25 protein-coding genes are annotated in these 23,589 nt (G+C 37.0%); all 25 read left to right on the plus strand.

What is annotated here, in order from left to right; genetic code table 11:
- Positions 1-143: 143 nt before the first annotated feature.
- Positions 144-923, plus strand: a complete 780-nt coding sequence (locus tag AB1349_06930; GenBank protein MEW6557071.1) for a hypothetical protein — start codon at positions 144-146, stop codon at positions 921-923.
- Between the two features lie 265 nt (positions 924-1,188).
- Complete coding sequence (locus AB1349_06935; GenBank protein MEW6557072.1) at positions 1,189-1,374, plus strand: hypothetical protein; 186 nt, start codon at positions 1,189-1,191, stop codon at positions 1,372-1,374.
- Complete coding sequence (locus AB1349_06940) at positions 1,361-1,879, plus strand: nucleotidyltransferase (protein ID MEW6557073.1); 519 nt, start codon at positions 1,361-1,363, stop codon at positions 1,877-1,879. Before AB1349_06935 ends, AB1349_06940 begins: the two co-directional genes overlap by 14 nt.
- A complete protein-coding gene (gene eno / locus AB1349_06945; GenBank protein ID MEW6557074.1) occupies positions 1,863-3,155 on the plus strand; it encodes a phosphopyruvate hydratase in 1,293 nt (430 codons plus the stop codon). Before AB1349_06940 ends, eno begins: the two co-directional genes overlap by 17 nt.
- The gene (locus tag AB1349_06950; protein MEW6557075.1) at positions 3,136-3,432 is read left to right on the plus strand and encodes a septum formation initiator family protein; all 297 of its coding nucleotides are present in this window, start codon (positions 3,136-3,138) and stop codon (positions 3,430-3,432) included. The genes eno and AB1349_06950 overlap by 20 nt, the downstream gene beginning before the upstream one ends.
- Positions 3,433-3,560: 128 nt before the next feature.
- Positions 3,561-3,923 (plus strand): 30S ribosomal protein S6, encoded by a 363-nt coding sequence (rpsF, locus tag AB1349_06955; GenBank protein ID MEW6557076.1) that lies wholly within the window; start codon positions 3,561-3,563, stop codon positions 3,921-3,923.
- A gap of 18 nt (positions 3,924-3,941) precedes the next feature.
- Entirely contained in the window at positions 3,942-4,382 is a 441-nt protein-coding gene (gene ssb, locus AB1349_06960) for a single-stranded DNA-binding protein (protein MEW6557077.1), read from the plus strand.
- 15 nt (positions 4,383-4,397) lie between these two features.
- Positions 4,398-4,709 carry a 30S ribosomal protein S18 gene (gene rpsR / locus AB1349_06965; GenBank protein MEW6557078.1) on the plus strand — a complete coding sequence of 104 codons (312 nt, stop codon included), beginning with the start codon at positions 4,398-4,400 and terminating at the stop codon, positions 4,707-4,709.
- Positions 4,710-4,744: 35 nt separating this feature from the next.
- Positions 4,745-5,623: a DUF2232 domain-containing protein gene (locus tag AB1349_06970; GenBank protein MEW6557079.1), complete on the plus strand. Its 879-nt coding sequence runs from the start codon at positions 4,745-4,747 to the stop codon at positions 5,621-5,623.
- 21 nt (positions 5,624-5,644) lie between these two features.
- Entirely contained in the window at positions 5,645-6,109 is a 465-nt protein-coding gene (rplI, locus tag AB1349_06975) for a 50S ribosomal protein L9 (GenBank protein MEW6557080.1), read from the plus strand.
- A gap of 101 nt (positions 6,110-6,210) precedes the next feature.
- On the plus strand, positions 6,211-7,581 hold the full coding sequence (dnaB, locus tag AB1349_06980) for a replicative DNA helicase (GenBank protein ID MEW6557081.1): 1,371 nt from the start codon (positions 6,211-6,213) through the stop codon (positions 7,579-7,581).
- A gap of 67 nt (positions 7,582-7,648) precedes the next feature.
- Entirely contained in the window at positions 7,649-8,761 is a 1,113-nt protein-coding gene (gene alr / locus AB1349_06985) for an alanine racemase (protein ID MEW6557082.1), read from the plus strand.
- On the plus strand, positions 8,758-9,537 hold the full coding sequence (locus tag AB1349_06990) for an ABC transporter permease (GenBank protein MEW6557083.1): 780 nt from the start codon (positions 8,758-8,760) through the stop codon (positions 9,535-9,537). The genes alr and AB1349_06990 overlap by 4 nt, the downstream gene beginning before the upstream one ends.
- 115 nt (positions 9,538-9,652) lie before the next feature.
- Positions 9,653-10,411 carry an ABC transporter ATP-binding protein gene (locus AB1349_06995; protein MEW6557084.1) on the plus strand — a complete coding sequence of 253 codons (759 nt, stop codon included), beginning with the start codon at positions 9,653-9,655 and terminating at the stop codon, positions 10,409-10,411.
- A gap of 97 nt (positions 10,412-10,508) precedes the next feature.
- On the plus strand, positions 10,509-11,324 hold the full coding sequence (locus AB1349_07000) for an MlaD family protein (GenBank protein ID MEW6557085.1): 816 nt from the start codon (positions 10,509-10,511) through the stop codon (positions 11,322-11,324).
- 86 nt (positions 11,325-11,410) lie between these two features.
- Positions 11,411-12,796 carry a DNA repair protein RadA gene (gene radA, locus AB1349_07005; protein MEW6557086.1) on the plus strand — a complete coding sequence of 462 codons (1,386 nt, stop codon included), beginning with the start codon at positions 11,411-11,413 and terminating at the stop codon, positions 12,794-12,796.
- Positions 12,797-12,887: 91 nt separating this feature from the next.
- Entirely contained in the window at positions 12,888-13,868 is a 981-nt protein-coding gene (locus AB1349_07010) for a hypothetical protein (protein MEW6557087.1), read from the plus strand.
- 24 nt (positions 13,869-13,892) lie between these two features.
- Entirely contained in the window at positions 13,893-14,549 is a 657-nt protein-coding gene (gene ispD / locus AB1349_07015; protein MEW6557088.1) for a 2-C-methyl-D-erythritol 4-phosphate cytidylyltransferase, read from the plus strand.
- Positions 14,524-15,045, plus strand: a complete 522-nt coding sequence (gene ispF, locus AB1349_07020) for a 2-C-methyl-D-erythritol 2,4-cyclodiphosphate synthase (GenBank protein ID MEW6557089.1) — start codon at positions 14,524-14,526, stop codon at positions 15,043-15,045. The genes ispD and ispF overlap by 26 nt, the downstream gene beginning before the upstream one ends.
- Positions 15,046-17,019, plus strand: a complete 1,974-nt coding sequence (locus AB1349_07025) for a PorV/PorQ family protein (GenBank protein ID MEW6557090.1) — start codon at positions 15,046-15,048, stop codon at positions 17,017-17,019.
- A gap of 193 nt (positions 17,020-17,212) precedes the next feature.
- Positions 17,213-19,849, plus strand: a complete 2,637-nt coding sequence (locus tag AB1349_07030; GenBank protein MEW6557091.1) for a right-handed parallel beta-helix repeat-containing protein — start codon at positions 17,213-17,215, stop codon at positions 19,847-19,849.
- A 51-nt stretch (positions 19,850-19,900) separates the two neighbouring features.
- Positions 19,901-20,233 (plus strand): hypothetical protein, encoded by a 333-nt coding sequence (locus tag AB1349_07035; GenBank protein ID MEW6557092.1) that lies wholly within the window; start codon positions 19,901-19,903, stop codon positions 20,231-20,233.
- A gap of 89 nt (positions 20,234-20,322) precedes the next feature.
- Positions 20,323-21,723: a cysteine--tRNA ligase gene (gene cysS / locus AB1349_07040; protein MEW6557093.1), complete on the plus strand. Its 1,401-nt coding sequence runs from the start codon at positions 20,323-20,325 to the stop codon at positions 21,721-21,723.
- A 20-nt stretch (positions 21,724-21,743) separates the two neighbouring features.
- A complete protein-coding gene (gene rlmB / locus AB1349_07045; GenBank protein ID MEW6557094.1) occupies positions 21,744-22,481 on the plus strand; it encodes a 23S rRNA (guanosine(2251)-2'-O)-methyltransferase RlmB in 738 nt (245 codons plus the stop codon).
- Between the two features lie 539 nt (positions 22,482-23,020).
- Positions 23,021-23,371: a hypothetical protein gene (locus tag AB1349_07050; GenBank protein ID MEW6557095.1), complete on the plus strand. Its 351-nt coding sequence runs from the start codon at positions 23,021-23,023 to the stop codon at positions 23,369-23,371.
- Positions 23,372-23,589 lie beyond the last annotated feature (218 nt).

The following is a 23,589-nucleotide window of genomic DNA, read 5'->3' on the forward strand; positions in this document are numbered from 1 at the left end:
TAGTAGTCGGGGACATTCGGGAATGACATATCAGGACGCAGATGAACCCCCGATAAAATCATTCGGGGGCAGGCTCCGATTATCAGGATTTTAAGTATCCAGACATTTCTGCGAGAATCAGCGTCCCAAAAAACCATTCTGGAATGACATACGATGCATGGAATGACAAATCAGATGAGATTGCTTCGGCTACGCCTCGCAATGACAGGAAGCAGACCAAGGGTCTGCAACTACATCGTAATGGGAAATTTATGAAACAGATTTTAATTTTTATCTTTTACCTTCTACCTTTTACCTTCTACCTTTCTATCTGTCTTTATTCTGAAGTTGGAGTCGGGCTCGGCTGGCCTTATCTTGGTGTGAAGTATAATTTTTCACAGCGGCTCGGTTCTGAATTGCGGTGGGCAACTGGTGAAGGGATAAATGTTTATGCGGGTAGGGGATATTGGAATTATTATTCAAGCAGAAAACTGACAGGATTTACAGGATTAGAAGGCGGGTATATTTCATTTGATACTTTGGACACAAAAGGCACGGGATATGAAGGTTCTGTGTTTCTTGGTGGCGAGTATTTTATAACAAAAAGGGGTTCATTTGCTCTGGATTTTGCACCTACATTTATTGGCTTGAAATCAGATGAATTTAAAATAGATGGTGTAGAATGGGTGGCGAATTTGGCTGTGTATTATTATTTTGGGAACACAGATGAACACAGATATGAAGCACAGATAAACACAGATGAAAAAGCAGGGATTGCCACAGATAAAGGCGAGATTGGCACGATAGAGACAGAGGGAGCAGACCAAGGGTCTGCGACTACAAATGACAGTGAAAAAAAGAAATTGATGCGAGAACATTTCAATAAAGCGGGGCAGTTGTATCAGCAGAAAAAATATGAGGAAGCGATAAAAGAATGGGAATAAGTTCTGAAACTTGACCCACAACATAAACTATCCCAACAGAAAATAGAAACCACTAAAAAACATATAAAGTAGTTGTGGGGTTTACCTCGCTATTACCAAAATGGCTGGATTTAATATCAGCCATTTTTTATTTGCAATTTTTTGTATTTTTTATATAATGGAACCGCAGATAATCATATTGATTCTTCGGGCTTATGCACTGGACATCATAATTCAACTATGGTTTGCTTTTCACCTGCGTTAAGTGTGCACTGGTAAAATTATTATGACTAAAGTCAAATTAAAAACTAAAAGTGCTATACAATCTGCAATTGATTATGGGATTGATGTAAGTTTGTTATACGAATCAGTATCATTAACGCCAACCCAGAGAATACAAAAAAATCAAGAGATGCTTGAAGTTGCTGAAGAACTAAAAAAAGCTGGCGAGAAAAAACATGGTAAAATTTAACGAGATACTAACTGCTCTAAAAAAGTATAATGTCCAATTTATTATAATTGGTGGGCAGGCAGCAGTTGCACAGGGTTCAACACATTTAACTTTTGATGTTGATATCTGTTATTCAAGAGATAAAGAAAATTTAGAAAATGTTGTGAAAGCATTAACGCCATTTCATCCATATCTGCGTGGTACAGAAAAAGATTTGCCTTTTATATTTGATACAAAGACATTAAAAATGGGATTAAATTTTACGCTTTCTACCGATATTGGTGATATTGATTTATTCGGTGAAGTAAAAGGGCTCGGTAGTTACGCTGAGGTAGTCAAGTATTCAGAAGTATTAGAAATCTACGGGATACAATGCAATGTTTTAACAGTAGAAGGGTTGATTAAATCCAAGAAAGTTGTTGGACGGCCTAAAGATGTAACTATAATTAAAGAATTGGAAGCGATTCTTGAAATACGGGAACAAATAGCAAAAAAAACTGGAGGTAAAAATGGCAGCAAAAGTTAAAAAGGTTTTAGGACGTGAGATTCTGGATTCACGCGGGAATCCGACGATAGAAGTTGATGTGATTTTAGAAACCGGTATTTTAGGCAGGGCTGCAGTGCCATCAGGCGCTTCAACCGGTGAGCATGAGGCGGTAGAATTACGCGATGATGATAAAAAAAGGTATCTCGGTAAAGGAACGCTTAAAGCAGTTGAGAATGTGAATAAAACTATAGCACCTGAAATTGTTGAAATGGATGCTGAAAACCAGATTGAGATTGACAAAAAGATGATTTCACTTGACGGCACAAAAAACAAAGGTAAACTTGGAGCAAATGCAATTTTAGGTGTTTCGCTCGCTGTCTGCCGTGCTGCTGCATCAGAGCAAAAACTTCCGCTTTACAAATACATTCGGTCTTGCTTCCGACTTCCGACTTCCGACTTCCGACTTCCAGTTCCTATGATGAATATCTTAAACGGTGGAAAACATGCTGACAACAATGTTGACCTGCAGGAGTTTATGGTATTTCCAAAAGGCGCTAAAAGTTTCCACGAGTCACTGCGATACGGTGCAGAGGTTTTTCATAACTTGAAAAAAGTGCTGAAAAACAAAAATTATAATACTGCAGTTGGTGATGAAGGCGGTTTTGCACCGAACCTTTCATCAAACGAAGAAGCACTTGAAGTAATTATAGAAGCAATCCAAAAAGCCGGCTATATTTCCGGCAGAGATATTTGTATAGCACTTGACCCGGCTGCGTCAGAGTTTTACAAAGATGGTAAATATATTCTGGAAGGTGAAAAAACAGACAAAGTAAAAACTTCTGAACAGATGGTAGAATTCTATACAAAACTCGTCGCTAAATACCCGATTGTTTCTATAGAAGATGGGCTTGCCGAAGATGATTGGGACGGCTGGAGAGTGATGACCGATAAACTCGGTAAGAAAAAGGGGGGGATACAGATTGTTGGTGATGATTTATTTGTTACAAATGTTGAGCGCTTACAACAAGGTATAGATAACAAAATAGCAAACTCAATTTTGATAAAACTCAACCAGATAGGCACGCTCACTGAGACGATAGAGACGATACAGATGGCGCATAAAGCGGGCTATACGACGGTGATTTCGCATCGGTCAGGAGAGACGGAGGATACATTTATATCAGATTTAGCGGTTGCAGTAAATTCAGGTCAGATAAAAACCGGCTCAGCTTCTCGGACTGACAGGATTTCTAAATATAATCAGTTGTTACGAATTGAAGAGGAACTGGGAAAAGATGCCCAATTTGAAAAATAAAAAGAAGTTATATATTTATCTCGGTATAATTTTGTTATGTTTGGTTCTGTTTGGCAATCGCAGTATGTGGAATATTGTCAGGCAGGGGCTAGAAGTTTCAAGATTGAGAAAAAATCTTGCCAAAATTGAGCAAGAAAACCAATTTTTGAGAAAACGGCTTTATGCACTTGAAAACAATCCTGCATATCTTGAACGAGAAGTCAGAAAACAACTCGGGCTTATTCAGCCTGGTGAAACAAAGTATAAATTTGTAGAAGGTGACGGGTTAGAGGAATAGATACGAGATATTGCAAAAATAAACTTTTTATAGTATAATATATTTACCTGCACTTTACTCGCCCGAAAAATCGGGCGGGTCATAGCCCTGTAAGTTTCTGAGGGCTTAATGTCCGGAAAGGAGGCAACATGCCTAATTATGAGACGGTTTTTATTCTGAAACCGACTTTATCCAGTGAAAAAGTTGATGAAATTTTAGAAAAAATCAAGAAAATTATAACCTCTATAGATGGGACAATCATTCTATCGGATACATGGGGCAAACGGCGGCTTGCATATCCAGTAAAAAAATACAAAGAAGGTGTTTATTATCTGTTTCAGTTCAACAGTGATGGACAAATTATTGCAGAACTTGAAAATTTTTATAGAACAACCGATGCTGTAATCAAATTTATCACCATTAAAATTGAAAAACCGTTCAAGAAAAAAACCGAACCTAAAAAAGAGGAAAAATCAGAAATTGTAAATGGTGAAAAAGTAGTTAAAGGTTAAGCCATTTAAGGAGGGAAGATGGCAAGTTTCAGTAAAGTTATTCTAATGGGTAATGTGACACGGGATCCGGATGTAAGATATGCAGCGGATGGTTCTGCAATCGCAGGTTTTGGTATTGGTATTAACAGAAGATATAAAAGTGCCGATGGCAGTTTAAAAGAAGAGACCTGTTTTGTAGATATAACATTTTTTAGAAAACAGGCAGAGACATGTCAGAAATATGTTCATAAAGGTGACTGCATTGTTGTTGAAGGTCGGCTTAAACAGGACACCTGGGAAAGCAAGGATGGTCAGAAAAGAAGCAAACTGGTGGTCGTCGGTGAAAGGCTGCATCTGATGCCTAAACGAGAGCCATCTGGTGTAGAAAGTGCTGAGACGGTTAGCGATGAATCAGCAGATGATTATCAACCTGTTGTAAAGCCATCAAAAACCAAACAAGATGATGAAGTACCGTTTTAATTTCAGGAGGATTTTGTGGAACACAAAAAGTATACAAAAAGAAATTATATTGGTAAAAGTAAAAAAGGCGGTCGTTTTAGGCGAGGTAAAGTAGCTGGTAAAAGATTTTTAAAAGGCAGGCTATTCAAAAAAAGACATTGTAGATTCTGTGCAGACAAAATTGAAATTGATTACAAAAACATTGGGCTTCTGAAAAATTATATTACAGAACGTGGTAAAATTTTGTCATCACGCTTCACAGGTGTATGTGTAAAACACCAACGAATTTTAACCCGTGCAATTAAGCGAGCAAGAAATATTGCGATAATCCCATATGTAAATCTGTAATGAAAAGATTGAGATATTTTTTTGTATTTTCTGTTTTGGCATTTCTTTTTTTTGTATCCGGATTCGCTATCCCACTAGTAGGAATCTTTTTTTTGCCGTTGTCCGTAGTTTCTATTACACTGATATTCCTTAAAAACGGAATTTTTGCTGGTATACTGGGTATAATTTTATCATCGGTTGCCGTATATAAACTGGTTCCGTCTGGATATCTTTTTGTATCGCTGTTTGGCTTGGTTGTTGTGTTGAATTCAGTTTTGTTATATTCAGGCGTTATTAGAAAACGGGACAACTGGCATATAATTTTGTTTTCTTCATTGCTAATATCCGTTATATCAGTTGGTATAATTTTAGCGTTGCAGTTTGCAGGTTTCCAGATGAACTGGATTTTTTCCAAAATTGGTACAGTTTTCCCTAAAGAAATTTCTGAGTTAGCAGTAACGAGTATTGTTAGCAATATCTATGCTATTACTGTAATTTTTACGCTGATAATAACGACACTTTCGTATATATCTCTATCTAATATATCAGCAAAATTAAATATAACAAACAAAGTGGTTAAAAAACTTCCAGCATTTTATTTATGGCGTTTGCCTGAAAAAACGGTTTTTTTGTTAATTTTTGTACTTTTTATTTTTGTAGTTTTTAAACAACTAAAAATTGGTGTATTGTTTCAGATTGCTGATAATTTGCTTAATATAATTCTTTTTGTCTATTTTGTTGGCGGTTTATCAGCAGGTAAATATCTTTTTAATAGTTCCAAAGTAATGGTTGCAATCACATATTTCTTTTTCTTTCTGTATCCGCCTGTGGGTGCGTTTCTGGGTATTTCAGATGTATGGCTAAATTTTAGAGCCAGAAAAAAAGCCGATAAAACAGCCGCTAAAAAAAATGGCGAAAAAGGAAATGTGGGGTGAGGAGAGAGGGGGGAGATTCTGATGGAGGTCATATTAAAACAGACAATAGAAGGACTTGGTAAAATCGGTAATATCAGGAATGTAAAAGCTGGATATGCCCGAAATTTTTTGATTCCAAAAGGGCTGGTAATTGAAGCAACCGAACAAAATTTGAAAATTGTTGAACAAGAAAAAAAACGGGTTGCCAAAAAATTAGAGATAGAAATTGAGCAAACAAAAAAATTTGCTGACAAACTTTCAGCGCTCTCTATAACAATTCCAGTTGAAGTAGATAGCAGAACTGAAGGCGATAAAATGTTCGGGTCAGTCAGTGCGTCAGATATTTCTGCGGTATTAGAACAAGAAGGGTTTGAAATTGATAAAAAAGACATCCTGTTAGAAACTCCAATAAAAGAACTCGGTGTGTTTGATGTCCCAGTAAAAGTAAGAAGTCATCCTGAAGTTATTGCAAAAATAAAGGTCTGGGTAGTGAAAAGAGACAATTAAAAATGTAAAATGTAAAATTAAAAATTTATACAAAAGGGTTTAATAAAAGAGGTTACCACAATTTTTCATTTTTAATTTTGAATTTTTAATTAGTGTTACTTATGGCTGATAATATAATAACAGATTTAGTTGTGCCACACAGTTTAGAAGCCGAGCGAGCGGTACTTGGTTCTATGCTTATTGAAAAAGAAGCAATAGAAACCGCAATTGAACTTCTGACTGAAACCGATTTTTATGCAACGGCACATAAAATAATTTTTCGCGAGATACTTAAAATATACGATAAAAACAGAGGTGATGTGGATATACTGCTCGTCACAGAATCGCTTAAAGCAGAACCATTAGTTACACAATTAGGAGGTCCTGCCTATCTTACATCAATGGTTGATACTGTAATAACCGCGTCTAATATAGAGTATTATGCAAAAATTGTGAAAGAGAAAGCGATTCTTAGAGAACTTATTTCTGCGGGCCGAAAAATAATTGGCGATGCATCCAGCCAGGTTGAGAATGTTGATGAGATTGTTGATAATGTCTCACAGATGATTTTTAATATCTCATCAAAAAGAAGTGTGAAAGGACCTATTAGTGTTTCTGAACTCATAGAACCTACACTTGACGATATAGAAACGATTTATTCAAGCAAAGAACATGTTCCCGGTATCCCAAGCGGGTTCAAAGATATAGATGCTATTACTGGCGGGTTCAAAAAATCCAACTTTATTATTATCGCAGGTCGGCCTGGAACAGGTAAAACATCGTTTGTATTGAATACCGCTGAAAATGCAGCATTACTACATAAAAAATCTATCCTTATTTTTTCGTTAGAGATGTCAAATAACGAACTGTTAACACGGCTTCTGTGCTCGCAGGCACGGGTTTCATCAGAACGGGTCAAAAATGCGTATATGTCTAAAGATGACTGGCCGCGGATAACAACTGCTGCGGGTAGATTCAAAGAATCCCAAATTTTTATTGACGATTCTTCAGCACTTACTGTCTTAGAAATGAAAGCGCGTGCACGCCGACTTGATGCTGAAATAAAAGCTACTGGTGGACTTGATATTGTTGTGATTGATTATCTTCAACTGATGGCAGGTAAAACAGGTCGTTCCGAATATAGACAACAAGATGTAGCCGAAATTTCACGCTCTATGAAAATTATGGCGAAAGACCTGAATATCCCGGTAATCGCTATCTCGCAATTATCCAGAGAGCCGGAAAAAAGAACAGGCAGCCAGGCAGGCAGACCACGACTTGCCGATTTGAGAGAATCTGGTGCGATTGAGCAGGATGCAGATTTGGTTTTGATGATTTATCAGCCTTCATTGTATAAACCAGATGGGATTGAAGCAGCCAGCCCGGTAAGTGATGCAGAAATAATTATTGCAAAAAACAGACACGGTCGGCTCGCAAATATTAACTTGCGATTTTTTAAGGACTATACCAGATTTGAAAATGCGACCAAATAAAACGCAGATAGCCACAGATAAAGAACACAGATTACCGCAGATAAAAACATCTGCAATAATTTGAGTTATGAAAATTTTACGACCTACATGGGCTGAAGTAAATCTTACGAATATAAAACATAATACTGAACTGATAAAAAAATTTGTTGGTAAAAATGTTGATATTCTCGCAGTTGTCAAAGCAGATGGATACGGACATGGCGCAGTTGAGGTAGCGAAAGTATTAGAAAAAACAGCAGTAAAATTTTTTGGTGTTGCAACAATTGAAGAAGGAATACAACTTCGGCTCGCAGGAATCAAAAAAAAAATACTGATATTAGGTAGCACATATCCGTTTTGTAATTTTGGCGAGATAATAAAATATAATCTGATACCAACACTCGCAAGTATTTCAGGGCTTGAAGCACTGAATAATTATGCACTGCGTTCTAATAAAAAAGTAGTATTTCATTTGAAAGTTGATACAGGGATGGGCAGAATCGGTGTGCTGCCATCTACTGCGATTACGCTGTCAACAAAAATTAACTCTCTGAAAAATATCCGGCTGGAAGGTCTTTATTCACATATCGCCTGTGCGGCTGAAAACAGAGAGTTCACAGAGAAACAAATTGCTATCTTTAAGAAAGTTACAGAACAAATTTCGGCAAACTATTTTCATATTTCAGCCAGCGCATCCATATTAAAGTATAAAAGTTCATATTCGCCACCGTTCAATTTGGTCCGTCCGGGACTTCTGATTTATGGACTATTACCAGTTCCTAATTCTGAAAAACTGCTCGCAACAAAACCAGCATTATCACTCAAAACAAGAATCGTTTTTCTAAAAACAGTACCATCAAAAACATCTATATCCTATTGCAGAACCTTTTTTACAAAACGAATCTCCAGAATCGCTACAATCCCGATTGGCTATGCGGATGGTTTTTTAAGAGACAATTCCAATAATGCAGAAGTTCTTGTGCATCACAGAAGGGTTTCAGTTGTCGGTAATGTATGTATGGATATGACGATGCTGGATGTGACAGGTATCAGAGATGTCGCGGTTGGAGACCAGGTTGTTATTATCGGCAGACAGGGTGTTGAAATAATTTCTGCTGAAGATATCGCAAAAAGATGTAATACAATAAATTATGAAATAGTAACATCTATCTCAAAGCGTGTTCCGAGAGTTTATATATGATTACCATAATCGGTAAAAAATTTATCCAGACCGCAGATAGTGTAGAAAATGCTTTCAGCATGTTGATTAAAACAGTTCGGGTTTATTTTTCTGAAAAACATGATAAAAAAAATATTATCAACCAGATGATACAAATCGGTGTAAAATCAATACCGGTAACACTGCTGACTTCCGTTTTTACTGGGATGGTTTTAGCACTCCAAACAGCATATTCAACAAAAAACATTTTTAATGAACCAATATATATTGGTAGCGTGGTTGGATTTTCAATGGTCAAAGAATTAGGTCCTGTCTTGACTGCGATGGTGATTGCTGGCAGAGTCGGTGCTGCGATTGCTGCAGAACTCGGCACAATGAAAGTTACCGAGCAGATAGATGCACTTTATACACTTGGTACCAATCCAATAAAATATCTTGCAGTCCCGCGATTTGTCTCAATAGTAGTGATGCTGCCAGTACTTACAGTTTTTTCTGATATTATCGGTATATTAGGCGGTTTTTTTGTGAGTATCTATAAACTTGGTATCGCACCTGTCGTCTATCAGAATGATATTCTGGACTATATGCGGGTTGATGACCTTGTTCACGGGCTAATAAAATCTGTTGTTTTTGCGCTGATTATCGTAACCGTTGCATGTCATAAAGGGTTCCAATGTGAAGGTGGTGCAGAAGGTGTCGGTCGCGCAACAACAGAAACGGTTGTAATCGCAATGGTGATGATTCTTGTTTCTGATTATTTCTTGACAGCGCTTCTGGCTCTGTTTGGTATCGGATAAAGACGAATACAGGCACACGAATAAAGGCAAACATCACGAACAAGACACGAATACCAACATCAATTTATTCGGGATTATTCGGGATAACATTCGTGATGTGTTATTCGGAATTCTTATGATAAAAATTGTAAACCTGTATAAATCATTTGCTGAAAACAAAGTGCTTGATGGTGTAAATCTTGAAATACAGGCTGGCGAAACAATCACAATTATCGGCGGTAGCGGTTGCGGAAAATCTGTCTTAATCAAACATATCGTTGGTCTTCTGAAACCTGATGCGGGCGAAATTTTTGTAGATGAGACAGAAATAACCAAACTTGATGAAAAACCACTTTCAGAAGTACAGAAAAAATTCGGCTTCTTGTTTCAAGGCGCCGCATTGTTTGACTCTCTAACTGTTGGAGATAATGTTGCATTTGGTCTACGGAATCTTACAAACCTGTCTGGAACTGAAATTGCAGAAAAAATAAAATTGTGCCTTTCAAGAGTAGGACTTGAAGGTATTGAGAATATGAAACCATCTGAACTTTCAGGCGGGATGAAGAAACGGGTAGCACTCGCAAGAGCAATCGCGATAGACCCGAAATATATTTTTTACGATGAGCCAACAACAGGTATAGACCCTATAATGGCGGATGTGATAAATGATTTAATTATTCATCTTCAGAAAACATTGAATATCACATCAATAGTTGTGACACACGATATGACATCCGCCTATAAAGTATCAAATCGGATTGCGATGCTTTATGACGGCAAAATTATCGGAATAGGCAGTCCAGACGAAATAAAAAAAACGGATAACCTATTTATGAAACAGTTTACAACTGGCTCATCAATGGGACCGATAAAAATGAAAGTAAAAGAACGCTAAAAAAGAGGCAGTGAAAGACAGTGAATAGTGATTAGTGGTTAGTTAAATGCAAAAACTTAATCACTTAATCACTTAATCACTTAATCACTGATTTTGTATGAAACAAGAAACTAAAGTAGGAATCGCAATTATTTTTGGGATGCTCGTGATTGCTATCAGTATTATGGTTCTTTCAGGTGTACGGATTTTTGAGAAAGGTTATGAGATTAATATTCTGTTTAACGATATTCAGGGTCTCTTGAAACAGGCAAAGGTACAGGTTGCAGGCGTAAATATCGGCTATGTGAAAGAAATAACACTTGAAAATGAAAAAGCAAAGGTTACAGTTTGGATAGATAAAGATGTAAATATCCACGAAGATACACAGGCATATATATTTTCTACTGGTATTATCGGTGTAAAATTCGTCCAACTAACATCAGGCACTACTTTATTCAAACTCCTTAAAGATGACGATACAATTATCGGTGTTGACCCTGTTTCTATTGACAAGATGTTTGATAAGATACAAGCAGCTGTAGGTTCGCTGCTGGATTCACTTAAAGGTGTTACAAGCGATGTCAATATAAAATCAACAATCAACAATTTAAACAGATTTTCTTCAGAATTGCTTCTTGTATCAAAAGAACTTAAAAAAGCAACCGCTAATGGCCGACTGGCAACTATTTCTAAAAAACTGGATACAACACTTACCTCGCTTGAAAAAATCTCAAAATCAATTGAATCAGGCGAAGGACTGCTTGGCAAAATTGTTACTGATAAGAAACTGGAAACCGATTTGAAAGAAACAATCAAAAGCATGCGTGTCTTCAGCAAAATGATGGAAGACGCACCGTCAAAATGGATTGTTGACGAAAAAAAAGCAAAGGAAGTAAAGAAAGAGTTGGAGAAGGAAGAAAGAAAAAAAAAATAAACCACATAGATACAGAGTAATAACAGAGAGCACAGAAAAAATCCGTGTAATTGTCGTGCAAAAGCTGCGCAATCTGCGTTAAAAAAATGAAACAAAAAACAGAGTTTGTCTGTCAGGAATGCGGATATGAATCCACAAAATGGCTCGGGAAATGTCCTGATTGCGGGAAGTGGAATTCGTTTGTAGAAGAGCATAAAGTACCGCAATCAAAATTTAGAACTCATCTTATAAACTTTTCATCTGCGGTAAAAAAAATTAACGAGATTTCTGAAGTTGAACTGCTAAAAAATAGATACAAAACACAAATTAACGAATTTGATAATCTTTTAGGTGGCGGGCTTGTTGATGGGCAGATGATTCTGGTCGGTGGTGAACCTGGTATCGGAAAATCAACTTTGCTTCTGCAGATTGCAGGTTGTCTTTCCTCGCCAGCTCGCCATCCCGCCATCTCGCCGTATTGTTGTCTCTATGTTTCTGGTGAGGAATCGCTTGAGCAATTAAAAATCCGTGCACAACGATTAAAAATCAATAGCGGTTCGCTTTTTCTTGTATCAGAAACACGACTGGCTGAAATCGTTACAAAACTACACGATGTAAAACCAAAGTTCCTTTTTGTTGATTCAATTCAGACGATTTACAGAGATGATATTGAATCTGCCGCCGGCAGTGTTTCACAGGTAAGAGAAACAACTGCGGAACTTTTGTCAATCAGTAAATCAATCCCGGTTACAACATTTATCTGCGGGCATGTTACAAAAGAGGGCGCACTTGCAGGACCACGGCTTTTAGAACATATCGTAGATACGGTGCTGTATTTCAGTTCTGAGCAACATCATAACTACCGGATATTAAGATGTTTCAAGAACAGGTTCGGTGCTACATCTGAAATCGGTATCTTTGAAATGAGTGCGAGCGGTCTTAATGAAGTAAAAAATCCGTCTGAAATTTTTATCAGCGAGAAACCCAAAAATGTATCCGGAAGTGTTACAACCTGTATTATTGAAGGTGCCCGACCGATACTATTAGAAGTTCAGGCGCTTGTTTCGTCAACACCACTGCCAGTTCCAAGAAGACAGTTTTCTGGTATTGATTACAACAGAGCAGTAATCATAATTGCGGTTTTAGAAAAGCGACTCGGACTCCGACTTGCCAATCAGGATATATTCATAAATATCGTTGGTGGAATAAAAACAAAAGAGCCTGCCTGCGATTTGGCAGTCGCATGTGCAATTGTGTCTGCAACTGGTAATTTTGTTGTTCCATCTAAAATAGGAATCATTGGCGAACTCGGGCTTACAGGCGAGATAAGAGCGGTAAATCATATTTCGCAACGGCTGAATGAATTTTCAAAACTTGGATTTGAAAAATGTCTTGTGCCAAAAACTAATGTAAAAAGTATAAGTGATAAATTAAAAATAAAAATCGTTCCGCTTGAAACGGTTTATGACGCGATGACAGCAATCAAAGGTTAAAGGTATAAATTAAAAATTAAAATTAAAATTAAATCCAAAAATTTTAACCTTTTACTTTTAACCTTTAACTTGTAGTTAACAGGAGGTGTCTGTGCTTATCTGGATTATTAGAGCAGTAGTTATTATCGCAGGACCTGTAGTAGGTTGGTTTCAAATTTCTAAAGATGCTAAAGGAATTTTAATTGGCGTTGCAGTTGCATTGCTTGTAATTTTTGTAGAAATCCTTATTGAGATGATTCCGCTTGATTCAATTGTTGCTGGCGGATTAGGCGCTATTCTCGGCCTAATTGCTGCAAAACTTTTGGACTATTCAATCTCGTTAATGGAAGACCAAAAATTGAATACTTTTATCAAAACATACTCAATCCTGATAAAAATGGTTCTTGCATATCTTGGATTCATAATCGCCATAAGAAAAAAAGAGGAACTCTCACTGTTAGATAAAGATATCCATCTTACATCTAAAAAAAGACAGGAAGATGTAAAAGTACTTGATACATCTGCAATTATTGACGGCCGGATTCTGGATATTATAGAAACAAATTTTATATCAGGTATAATTGGAATCCCGGAGTTTATAATTTCTGAACTTCAAACGCTATCAGATTCCGTAGATTCAGTAAAAAGACAACGTGGACGCCGTGGGCTGGATTTACTCAATAAAATCAGGCAGAATTTAGTAGTGCCTGTAAAAATTTTTGAGAAAGATTATCCTGAAATTAAACAAACGGATGCAAAAATACTGAAACTTGCAGAAGATATAAAAGCAAAAATTATTACAACAGATTTTAATCTTAATAAGGTAGCATCAGTTCATGGTGTTACAGTGTTGAACATTAACGAACTTGCCGGTGTTATTAAACCTATTCTGCTGCCTGGCGAATTGCTGAATATCTATCTTATGAAAGAAGGAAAAGAGAAAAAACAAGCAGTTGCATATATGGAGGATGGAACAATGATTGTTGTAGAAAATGCCCGACATCTTATCGGTAAAAAAGTTGATGTTGTTGTAACCAATATCTTACAAACATCTACAGGCAAGATGATTTTTGCTAACCTGAAAGAAGAATAAAAATAGTATCACATTAGCGACAATATGATAATATCAGCAGTAATAGTTGCAGCCGGGAAAGGTAAAAGATTCGGTTCAAAAAAACAGTTTGAATATCTCGGTAAAAAAAAGGTTGTTGAACTAACCGTCTCAAAATTTGTTAAAATCCCCGAAATAAAAAATATAGTTTTGGTTCTACCAAAAGAAGATATTAAACGAAATTTTGGAATTCCCGGAAAAGTTAAAATTGTTCCCGGTGGCAAAACCCGCCAGCACTCCGTCTTTAATGGTCTTTTATCTTTAAGCCCCAACACTGATATAGTTTTAATTCACGATGGAGTTAGACCGTTTGTATCCGAAAAAATAATAAGAAACAGTATTACAATAGCAAAAAAGTACGGTGCTTGCATTGCAGCTGTTCCTTCCAAGGATACGGTAAAGATTGCCAAAAACGGATTTATAATTTCAACTCTGAAAAGACAAAACATTTTTCTTGCCCAGACACCACAAACATTTAAGTATTCTATAATAATGAGAGCATATAAAAAAGCATTCAAAGAAAAATTTTTTTCAACTGATGATTCCGCACTTGTAGAAAGATTAGGTGAAAAAGTTAAAGTTGTCTTAGGTAATTATAGTAATATCAAAATCACCACAAAAAACGACTTAAAAACCTATGAACATAAGAACTCAAGAATATAAGAACGCCTTTCTAAAGGTGGGCTTCGGTTACGATATTCATAAACTTGTGAATGGGAGACCGCTTTATTTAGGAGGTGTAAAGATTCCTTTTTCAAAAGGACTACTTGCTCATTCTGACGGTGATGTGCTTTTGCATGCAATCTGTGATTCGCTTTTGGGTGCCGCCGGGCTTGGCGATATAGGACGACATTTTCCAAATACAGATAAAAAATATAAAAATATTTCAAGTTTAATTTTGCTTAAAAAAACAATGAATTTATTAAAAAAATCCGGCTACAAAATAATTAACATTGATACAATGCTCGTCGCAAAAAAGCCGAAAATCTCACCGTATATTTACAAAATGAAAAAAACGATTTCAAAAATTATCAGCACAAAAAATATTTCCATTAAGGCAACCACCAACGAAGGAATTGGTGAAATTGGCAAAGGCACCGCAATCTGCTCCTATTCAGTCTGTCTACTTGGTACTCAGAAAATTATAAAATTTACTTGAATGAAAACAAAACACGAATGTAACCCGAATTTTAACCGAATTAAACCGAATATTCGGTTATATTTGCTGACTTTATTCGGTGTAGTTATTCGGGTTCTTTTTTTTACAGCAACACTCTACTGCACATCTATTGACAAAAATGCTGGGACCTGCGGGTTCCAATTTCTTAAAATCAATAATAGTGCAAGAGCGTTTGCTATGGGAGAAGCGTTTTGTGCTATTAGTGGTGATATAAATTCCGTCTGGCTGAATCCTGCAGGGTTGGCGCCCGTCGATACACCTGCAGCAAGTTTCTCGCATAACAGCTGGTTGTCTAAAATTCAATTGCAGGCGGTATCTTATATTCATCCTATCCGCCAGGGGGATAGCACCTTCGGTGCAAGTATACTTTATCTACATATGGATAAATTTACAGGCTATGATATTGATGCGTATGGAGAGCCTGTAAAAATACCGGAGTTTACATGTTATGATTTAGAAGGTATTTTGACTTATTCTAAAAAACTAACAGCAAATATTTTTACTGGCTTAAATCTTAAACTTATACAAGAAAAACTAGAGACACAAAACTCATTCGCTGTTGCTACAGATTTAGGTGTAGTTTATAAAATAGACCACTGGCTAAAAAACAGTGCGATTGGAACAGCTATCCAAAATTTAGGTAAGGCAACTGAATTTATTGATAAGGCCGAGAGACTACCATTAAATTTTAACCTTGGTTGTTCTTATAACCTAATCGCCCAATCGCCTAATCGCCTAATTACTGCCTTAGATATAAACAAGCCGATTGATAACAACCTGTATTTTAATTTCGGTGCTGAATATAATTTTATGAAAATTATAGCTATAAGAACCGGATATAATACAAAAAATAATTTTGGTCCCGGGATATCCGCAGGGATAGGCTTCAAAACTAAAAATTTGGTTATTGATTATGCATTTATACCCTATGGTAAAGTTGGTAATAGTCACAGGGTTTCTTTAACATTAACATTTGGTAAAGGCGTAGCACGGAAAAAAGTACCGGAAGAGAAAAAATTATCTCTCCAGGAAGCAAGACAGCAGATAAAATTAGAGGATTGTATAAATGAAGGTATAAAACTGTTCCATTCAGGAGATTATCAATCCGCAATAGTTAAGTTTAAAGAAGCTAATACGCTAAATCCTGACGAAACTAAAGCAAAATCGCAAATAGAAGAAATAAATAAAAAGTTAATCGCATTGAATGACGATGCGACATTATGCTATAATAACAACCAGTTTGTTGAAGCAATCTCAAAATGGGAAGAGCTCCTTTCCAAGTGTCCACATTATCCTAAAATACTTGAAGCTATAAAATCTGCAAAACTAAAAATAGATGCACAGGAGAAGGAAAAGCGAGCAGAATACCTGAAACAACTGCTCCGGAAAGGGAGTGAGTATTATAATCAAGGCAATATTGATAAAGCTGTCTTTGAATGGCGTAAGGTGTTAAGCTTAGAGCCTGAAAATAAAGAAGCGGTAGAGCTGACTAAAAAGGTAAAGGATACGCTTTTTGATACTGCAACACAACACCTTAATAATGGTGAATTACAAAAAGGATTAGAGACATACGAAAGAATAATTAAAATAGACCCGACAGATAAAACTGCGTTGCAGTTATTCAACAACACAAAAACAGAATTTGAAGAGAAAATAAAAAAGCGTGCTGAGAAAGCTGCTGAAGAATATAATAATGGGAATTATGATACTGCAATAAAAGAGTGGGAAGGATTGCTTAAAACAGGCACTTATAGTGAAGAAGTAAAAAATAATCTTACGAAAGCGAAATTATACAAAGGGATAATGTATTACAGGGCTGAGAAATTAACTGATGCAGTCAACTGCTGGGCAGAAATACTGAAACTTGACCCCCAAAATGAAAAAGCACAGGTATATTTAGCGCGTGCTAAGAAAAAACTTGAAAGCATAGAAGTGCTCAAAAAAGAAGAATAATATCAGACTTCTACGCAACTTTAGTTGTGGTCCGACAATTCAGTTTCTTGCTTGGTAGCCGTTCGCCTCAGGCGGACGTTACCGACAAGGTAGCCGCAGGCTTTAGCCTGCGTAAACTACAATATCCTTAAACCGATGCTGAAGCCTCGGTTTACTACAACAACCCAAACTGAAGTTTGGTAGAAATAATAATATGAAAAAATTGTTTCCTATTCCCATATTCCTGTTTCTTGCTTCCTGTTTCTTGCTTCCTGCTTCCTGCCTTCACGCGACAGATGTTTCCGGTATCATTTCTGCTGACGCTACCTGGACATTGGCTAATAGCCCGTATAATGTCACCGGTAATACCTTAGTAGAAGCCGGCGTAACTTTAACTATTGCGTCCAGTGTGATTGTAAAATTTTATATCGGTACTTATCTACGGGTTGACGGGACATTAAAAGCAGAAGGCACCGCTTCTAACCATATCATATTTACTTCTACCAAGACAACACCTGCAGCAGGTGATTGGGGCCGCATCAAATTCACGGATACCAGCGTAGATGCCAATTGCATCATCAAATACTGCGAACTAAAATATGCTACTGACGGAATCTATTGCGAGAACGCCTCACCAACAATAAGTAATAATATTATTTCTACTAATACTAATTATGGGATTTACTGCTCCTACAGTTCACCTTCTATCAGTAGTAATACCATTCCCAACAATACTTATGGGATTTACTGCTACGAATACAGTTCACCTTCTATCAGTAATAATACCATTACCAACAATACTAATTCTGGGATTTACTGCTACTGGAGTTCACCTTCTATCAGTAATAATACCATTACCAACAATACTAATTATGGGATTTACTGCTCCTACAGTTCACCTTCTATCAGTACCAACACCATTACTGGAAGTAGTATCGGGATTAAGAATGACTGGAATAGCAATCCCACGATTACTTATAATAACAACTATTCTCATTCTACATACAGTATCCAAAACTTGACTACCAATAATATCACTTCTACCTATAACTGGTGGGGAACTACAAATACAACAGAAATTGACGCCAAAATATACGATTATTATGACGATTTTGAAAATGGGAAGGTGTTATATTCACCATTTTTAGGTGGTGCACTTTTTGTTCCACCTGCTGCTATAAGTGATTTAACTGCGCTTACCGGTACGCTTGAAGGTGAAATTCTTTTGAACTGGACTTCCCCCGGTGATGACGGCACTGTAGGGCAGATAGTAGATGGGAGATGGGAGATAAAATACAGTTCAGTAGGGATTATAACGAATTCAAACTACGGTAGTCCACCCAATCCAACTTATACTATAACTATTACTACAACAGGCATAAATCCCCTGTCTCATATCTCATATCTCATATCTGATTTATTACCTGGTGTTACTTACTGGTTCGCAATCAAAACAAAAGATAATGCAAATAATTGGGCTGTATGGAATTCATCCGCTGATGTTTTAACTATCAACACTGCCGCTTATGCCGCTGCACAGGATTGGGTACCATCGCAACCCTCAGGATTAACCTCACTTGCGAGTGATACTGAAATACAGCTCTGGTGGACTGCAAATCCTGATGTAGATATTTCATTCTATAGAATTTATTGTGATAGCCATCCACCGGATACTATAGATTGGTTTATTGTAGGCACAACTTTCCCTTCCCCAACACAAACTAACCCTTACAGCCATACAGGGCTTACTAATGGTTCAACATATTTTTACAAAATTACTGCTGTTGATAAAACCAATCACGAAAGCAGCTATTCAACAACTGTTAGCACAAAACCATACCAGAAACCGCCACTCGCACCGAGTAATTTCTACGCCACTTCAGTGGCGGTCTCATCAATCCAATGGCAATTCACAGACAATGCTAATAATGAAGATGGCTTGTATATTTCATCAGGCACTTCTATCTTCTGTCGTCTGTCATCTAATTTAGGTCCTTCACCAGGCACCGGTAGCACAGTAAGTTGGTGGGAAACAGGCTTCTCACCGAACACACAATACACACGCTACGCAGAAGCAGTAAATGCAGCCGGCAGTTCTTGGTCGGTAGCAATCTCGTCATACACAGCAGCCAACCCACCGACTGCTACTTCTACAAGTACGATAATTTCAGCGGATAAAGAAAATATAGTAATAATTCCACCATCCACTGAAACGGGTGAAATGGAAGTAGTTTTCCCAGAAGGAAGTTTCACAGAAGATGTAGCAGTTACTGCATCTATGCTTCCACTATCAGAGATACCTGTTTCTACACAAGAAAATATAAAACTAACAAATGTTGGTGTAGAAATTATAATATCTAAACCATTACAGCCACAAAAAGAGATTACTATAACGCTAACCTATACTGATACCCAGGCTTATGGACTGGATGAGAGTAGATTCGTAATCGGGTACTATCGGGAAGCAACAAAGCATTGGATTCCTATACCATCAACACCGTATCCGGATGAAAACAAAGTTATCGGTAAAACAAACCATATATCAAAATTTGCTATCCTACAACTTGTACCGGCAAAAACGCTTGATAATGTGCTAATATATCCCAACCCATTCAGGCCAGGTAAAGGTCATAAAGAAATAAAATTCACAAACTTAACTGAGAATTGTAAAATACAGATTCTGACACTTTCAGGGAATATTGTATGGGAAAAGGAAGATATAGATCTCGGTGAAACAACCTGGAGAGTGACTAATCAATCTGGTAGAGAGCTCGCAAGTGGGGTCTATATCTGTGTTATCACCAACGACCAAAACCGTAAAAAAATATGCAATCTCTGCGTGATAAGGTAAATAGGACGCAGATTGCCGCTGATTCTATCTGCGGTCATCTGCGTTCAAAAAATGAAACAGAAAATAAAATTCGGGATAAGAATAAAATTCAGTTTATTCATCAGTTCACTGATTTGCGTGATAATAGTTGCGGTTGGTATTATCGGCACAAATTTAGTAAAATATCCGCTTACAAAAGAAATCAAACGCCGCGGCGAATCATTAGCAACCAATTTAGCAGCTAACTGCGCAGAACAGTTATTGTTAGATGATGAGTTAGCAATTGGTGTACAGGTTGATAAGACAATGAAAGAGTCCGGAATAGTTCAGGTAATGGTCTTAAACAAAAAAGTAGCGGATGCATTCAACGATGCACAAGTTAAAAGTGCAAAAGCGCAGAAGTAAAAACTTGTGCTCTTATGCTCTTGTGCTCTATTGCTCTGTGTATTCAGTGGCAAAAAATAAAATCCTGTTAATCCTGTCAAAAAAAGTTAATGTTAAAAGTTTATAATACACTTACAGCAAAAAAAGAAGAGTTTGTGCCAATAAAAGACAAACAGGTGAATATGTATGTCTGCGGAATAACACCTTACGATGAAGTGCATCTTGGCCACGCGAGATGTTATGTTGTTTTTGATGTTATCCGTCGGTATTTGAAATACAAGGGGTACGATGTAAAATATGTTCAGAATTTTACTGATATTGACGATAAAATTATTAACAGAAGTAAAGAGTTGAGAGTTGAGAGCTTAGAGTTGGCAAAGAAATATATTGATGACTATTTTACACAAATGCAGAAGTTGAATGTTTTAGATGCGGATTCCTACCCGCGGGTAACCCAAAAAATTCCGGAAATAATTGAGTTTATAAAAACAACTATTGATAATGATTACGGATATGTTGCAGACGGCGATGTTTATTTTTCAGTCAGAAAATTCAAGAATTACGGAAAACTTTCAAAAAGGAATATTCATGATTTGAAAAGTGGCGCCCGCGTTCTGCCCGGCGAAAACAAAAACGACCCTCTGGATTTTGCGCTCTGGAAAAAAGCAAAAGAAGGTGAGCCATCGTGGGACAGTCCCTGGGGAAAGGGTCGTCCCGGCTGGCATATTGAGTGCTCTGCAATGTCGTTGAATGAATTTGGTTTTGATACATTTGACATCCACGGTGGCGGACAGGATTTGATTTTTCCACATCACGAGAACGAAATTGCACAATCAGAAGCATATCTTGGGAAACAATTCGTAAAATACTGGATTCATAATGGTTTTGTAACAATAAATAAAGAAAAAATGTCAAAATCACTCGGTAATTTTTTTACACTTCGTGAAATTTTTGAGAAATACAACCCAATGGTTGTTAGGTATATGCTTTTGTCCCAGCATTACCGCCAGCCACTTGATTTTTCAGAGGATAAATTAGAACAGGCAAAAAATGCATATGAAAGAATATTAAATGTGAAAAGAAAAACGGATGATTTGATTAAGGAGTTTCACGACGGTAATTTATATGAATCGGGACAAATGGTAGTTGACGCTTTGGTAAAAAATTTTGTTGAAGTTATGGATGATGATTTCAATACCGCTGAAGCAATAGCAAGCATTCACGGAATAGTAAACAATCTATTTCTGTTAGAGCGAGATAGACCAGCAGAGCTTAACAGAAAAATAATAGAATATAATGTTTCAAAACTTAATGAACTCTGTCAGGTTTTAGGGTTATTACATAATGAAAAAATAGAAATACCTAATACTATTTTGGAACTTGCAGAACAACGAGAACAGGCAAGGAAAGAAAAAAACTGGAAACTCGCGGATAAATTGAGAGAAAAAATTAAAAAAGAAGGGTTTGAAATAGAAGATACAAAATTCGGTCCTAAAATCAAAAACCTGTAATCAATTGTCGTCGGTAATATATGAGCACAGAAATTATTTATGGCAGGCATCCGGTTTTTGAAGCGATTTCAGCAGGTCGAAGAAATTTCAAAAAAATTCTAATCGCAAAAAAATATGAAGGAAAGATTGTTGAAGAAATCATAAAACTTGCAAGAAAAAAAAATATTTCCATTCAGTTTGAGGACAACAAAAAACTGATAGGATATTCAAGCAACCATCAGGGTGTTGTTGCATTCGTTTCGCCGAAAGAATACTGGCAGTTTGACCGTCTTGTGAAACTGGTTGAGAAGAAACAAAACTCTACAATCTGTATCCTTGATGAAATTGAAGACCCACAGAATCTTGGTAGCATCATTCGTTCAGCGGTTTGTTTCGGGATAGATGCGATAATCATTCAAAGCAAGATGTCAGCAGGGATTTCAACCGGCACTGCAAAAGCATCCGCAGGAGCGATTGAATACATCCCAATTGTAAAAGTGGTTAATATCGTTCAAGCGATAGAGTCGCTTAAAAAAATCGGCTTTTGGATTTATGGTGCGGATATGCAGGGTGAAGTAATCTTGGAGAAAAAAATCAAAGGGAAAGTTGCAGTTGTTATTGGTAGTGAAGGGAGTGGACTTCGGCGATTAACAAAAGAAAAATGCGATTTTTTAATTAAGATTCCAATAACACAAAAAATATCTTCTCTGAATGCCGCAATGTCTGCAGCAATAATTCTTTACGAACTCAGCCGTCAACAAGCACTTACTATGAAATAAAAAAATTTGTAAAACAAAAAAGTGCTTGACAGAATGCCAATTTTTTGTTATACTTTTGCCAGAGGTTAAAGAAAATGTTTGATAATGTTGTCATTGTGAGCGAAGCGAAACAATCCCAAAACACTTCTCCTGTGAATAACCCCAAAATTTTCGGGTGGGTGGTGGGGTAGAAACTACAATTCAAAATTAAAAATTAAAAATGTAAAATTAGTAGCGGCAGATGTAAATCCGCTATTTTTATTTTGTAGTAGCACGCTCTTGGCGTGCTTTTTCTTTGGAATCAAAATGTAAGCAAATGCTTACTTTTAATTTTGCTCGTCGGTAAATTTTGGTTTTTCAATTAGGACAAATGTCCTAAACCTGTCCTGAAAAGTTTTAATTCAGGATCAATTTTTAACTTTTAGTTTTTAACTTGCAATTCCCTGTGGCTTGCCACAGGGTTCCATGCCGTGTCGTAGCAGTTGTGGATTTTTAGATACCCTGTGGCTCTGCCACAGGGTAGTTCATTTTTTTAATTGCCGTTAAAGGAGGGTATGGATATGGGTAAACCGCGGGTTGGGAAATCGTTTTCTGATGTTACAGATGCATTAGAGGGACTTTCAGCAGGGTTGACAGAAGGCGGGAAGACGGATGCGAAGGAGAAGGCGCTTGCAAAAGAATGTGCAGAACGGCTTGCGAAGCGGAAGGCGCTTGATGCCAGGCAGGAGGCAGCAAAGGCACAACAGCAAGCACTCACCGAAGAGTTAGAAAAGCAAGACCACGCAGACCGCCTGTTTTTTGGTAAAGTGGTAAGTTATCTGGAGTCAAAACTCGGCAAATTCTCGGAAGAAATGCAGAAATATGGTTTCCCACCGCGCAAGAAAGGCGGCCGAAAAGGTTCCCGACAATAATCTGTATAGAAGTGAGTCATTTGCTCGCAGTATCGGAATTTCAAAAATTAACCACGAATGGACTCGAATATACACGAATAAACACGAAATTATTAGTGTTTATTCGTGTGCATTCGTGGACACACTATGTCAAGCGGTAGCTGAAATAAGTTTAAAGTTCTTTGACAAATCAGTGGAAATTGATTGTTTAGCAAAATTAGCGAGCAAAAAATTTTCAT

The sequence above is a fragment of the Elusimicrobiota bacterium genome (assembly GCA_040757695.1).
In the GTDB taxonomy this organism is placed as follows: Bacteria; Elusimicrobiota; UBA8919; order UBA8919; family UBA8919; genus JBFLWK01.